This is a genomic window from Vibrio sp. bablab_jr001, from assembly GCF_016464285.1.
Lineage (GTDB): Bacteria > Pseudomonadota > Gammaproteobacteria > Enterobacterales > Vibrionaceae > Vibrio > Vibrio fluvialis.
Window position 1 is genome coordinate 1 of sequence record NZ_JACDWZ010000014.1, and the last position, 2,946, is coordinate 2,946.

Consider the following 2,946-nt stretch of genomic DNA (forward strand, 5'->3'; position numbering starts at 1 on the left):
ACGCGCCCAGCGGCTGTTGAGCATTTCGTTGGCGGCAACATGCCAGAGTTGCTGCTCGATGGCGGCGATCATTTTCTTGAACATGCCAAAACGGGGCAGGCCAAGGTTGAAAATCATGTCGACGATCACCGCCTGACGCGCTTCGTTAAGCGACGCGAAATACGGCAGCGTTTCTGCGTCTTTCACCGCGGCATCAAGGTCGTGTTGAAGCAGCGCTTCCGCTTCTTGTTGGCTGATGCCGTTATCCTGCAGGTTGCGGCCGTAGCCAATGGTGAGTTTTTGATTGCTGCAGCGGTAAGGTTTCAGCCGCATCCCTTCGTGTTTTTTGATGAGTTGGGTTGCCAGTGCTTTCATGGTTTAGCCTTCGTTGAATGAACAAAGGCCAGTGTATCGCCCGGAATTACTGACTGATATTGAAGCGGTTTCTAGATGGGGGATGTAGAAAGTTTGAAAGCCAATGAGCATTGGCTTTCATCTGTTTATGTTTACTTGCTGTCTTTCAGAGTGGCACAAATTTCGTCATTAATGGCATAGGTACGGCTGGAGTATCGACTGGAGACTTTACGCTCGTGTTTACATTCAACATAGTTGGCTACATTCGCCTTTGATTGACTGAAAGTTGCCATCGCTGTCACTGGAGCAACAATCATAATTAGCAAGATTACTATTTTATTCGCGTTTCCCAGATACCAAGAAGAGTTGAACATATTCTTTAATGTATGCATCAAGAAGTAGGGGCTAACCAGCAATATGGTATAGCTTGCCCATATGTTTAGTAGACCAGAAATCTCTATAACTCGATCGTCAGAAAATGCCATTTGAAGGCTATCTTCGACAAAAAAGAAGGCAACCACAGTAGAAACTGAAAATAAGACCAATCTAACGTAATTCACTGAAAATATTCCTTAACTGCTGTAGTAATGCTCGTGCTATAGCCGAGCTCTTTGTCTGCTATATCTAGCCCTTGCCCTATCAAAAAAGAAACTGCTGCAAACAGCATTCCTGTAGCCATTACGCTCATAGTAACTGGTACCGCTGCAGTAAATAATGCTGCACCTGCCAGGGCTATAAAGCCTTTTGCTAAGTCACCCGCTGTGTTTACGCCAAGCTCTGTTAAGGTCGCGTCATCACGCAGAATATAGTCGGCAGCATTGATTCCAATAGCAAACGCGATTTCGATACCCACGTTGAATTTCACATATCTGGTTGCGCCCTTTAGATCGTTCAGTCCCAAGCCTGCCTGGATAACTTTAGGGTTGTTCGCTCCCCATTTGTTGCCTTTCATCAATGTCTGTTGGTGTTTGCGAAAATCACGGATGATCACCCAGTCTTTCCCATTGATATTTTTCGTAGAGGCTTTAACGCCCAAACCACCCAAGCCTTTTGCTGTGGCGTAAGCTTCTGCCCCACCTTTAGTTAAATCACTATAACTCCGAACATTGCTGATGGTCTCTTTGCCGCCCAGGTTCTGGTAAAATTCTTGAGCTTCCTCCAGAGACAATACGGCAATGCTGACAATAGACTCGACGTATTCAACATCAATATATTTTTCACCTTCAGGCGCGGTGGGGTTATATGGGGGCCAATACATGTTTTGGGGTGAAACTTTTTGTCTCGCCTGAACCATTTCATACGCCTGATCGTTGGCTTCAATGTTTTGCTGCCTTTGCACTGCAAGACGTTCTTTCGTCGACATCTTTGTCACTTCGGGTTCACGTTGTGGCTTCAAATCGGAAAATGCAGTTCCGCTGGATACGTTTTTTGCTTCGGCTGTTTTCAAAAGCGCAGCTGATTTAGCTAGCTCTCTTTCCATCACACAAGACGCACACTTTCCGATTTCTGGATTTTCACCAACCGGACACTGGTAGATTTTTTGTTTATCGAACATGGGATTAAGGACATTCTCTGACGTTTATACTTTTATGCCCATATCATAATCGCAAAATTTCCGAGGCAAAAATTTGCTCAACGAAAAGGGCAAGGTAAATATTTGCTAAGCTCGTCCTTTCTGCGGTTAACGCCCGTGTATCTTTGATGGTTCACATAGCCTTTTATTCAGTGATTGGTGCAACAGGCCAAGGGTTGTCGGCTCGAATTTTCATGTAAGCTGCATCCGCCTGCGCTTCATAATCCGTGGCTTTGGCTTCGTTGCCTTCGATACGGCGAATCATTTTCGCTTCATTGTTCAGGCGATCCACAATCTGCGTATAGAGGTTTTGACGGGTATCGTTAATACGTTGTACCTGCGCGTCGTACTGTGTCTGCAAATCCGTTTGCCAGTTGTCCAGCGCTTCATTCCATATGTCAAAACTGGTTTCGGGCTTTTTGAGTGTCCAGCTATCTTCAATTTCACCAAGTCGTTCGACTTGTTTGCTTTGCAATGGGTCAGGCTTGCTGTAGATGGTTTTCCCTCGAAAATCGACCATGTATTCAGTGCCACTTAAATCAGCGTTGGCGATTACTGCAAAACCTTTTTTTGCAGGTAGAGGTTCAATCAACAGAACGTTACGAGGCATGTTCCATTTGTCAGTGTCTCCAGCCCCAATAATTTCATTGGTTTCTTTGTTTACTGTCCAATATTTCATTCGTTACACCTCTACTAAGATCGGAAACGCTAAGTTGCGAGGACGGGTTTCATAGCCCACACGTGGAGTTCCGTGGCCATCATCGTTATATTCACCAGGTTTCCACGCATCTCCAGTACCTTGTGCCATAGGCACGTTGTAACTACCACCTTGAGCCACACCAACCTGACCATGCACTGTATCTGAACCGCCGCCGCTACGTCTTAAAATTCTCGAATGCCCTTGAAATGCATCAAGCTGAACACTGCTAAATGCTCGTCCTGAATCAATCCCACGCCCTTGGTCAAGCACACGGAAGAACTCACCGCCCGTTTCTGGGAAATCAATCATTCCAGTTCCAGCACTGACAAACTCCGGAAAA

The 2,946-nt window shown here is 45.7% G+C and carries 4 protein-coding genes and 1 pseudogene; all 5 read right to left on the minus strand.

From position 1 onward, the window contains the following. Positions 1-354, minus strand: a 354-nt coding sequence (locus JIG40_RS00890) for a glycoside hydrolase family protein (protein ID WP_199464623.1), incomplete at its 3' end; no start/stop codon positions are given. Between the two features lie 131 nt (positions 355-485). Further along, entirely contained in the window at positions 486-893 is a 408-nt protein-coding gene (locus tag JIG40_RS00895) for a hypothetical protein (protein WP_199464624.1), read from the minus strand. Further along, complete coding sequence (locus tag JIG40_RS00900) at positions 890-1,888, minus strand: hypothetical protein (protein WP_199464625.1); 999 nt, start codon at positions 1,886-1,888, stop codon at positions 890-892. Before JIG40_RS00900 ends, JIG40_RS00895 begins: the two co-directional genes overlap by 4 nt. Positions 1,889-2,051: 163 nt before the next feature. Then, complete coding sequence (locus tag JIG40_RS00905) at positions 2,052-2,585, minus strand: tail fiber assembly protein (protein WP_199464626.1); 534 nt, start codon at positions 2,583-2,585, stop codon at positions 2,052-2,054. Positions 2,586-2,588: 3 nt separating this feature from the next. Next, positions 2,589-2,946 (minus strand): annotated as a pseudogene (locus tag JIG40_RS00910) (hypothetical protein); the annotation flags it as partial.

Coding starts and splice junctions, on each gene's coding strand:
- JIG40_RS00900 (WP_199464625.1), bottom strand. CDS start 1,888: ATGTTCGATAAACAAAAAATCTACCAGTGTCCGGTTGGTGAAAATCCA.
- JIG40_RS00905 (WP_199464626.1), bottom strand. CDS start 2,585: ATGAAATATTGGACAGTAAACAAAGAAACCAATGAAATTATTGGGGCT.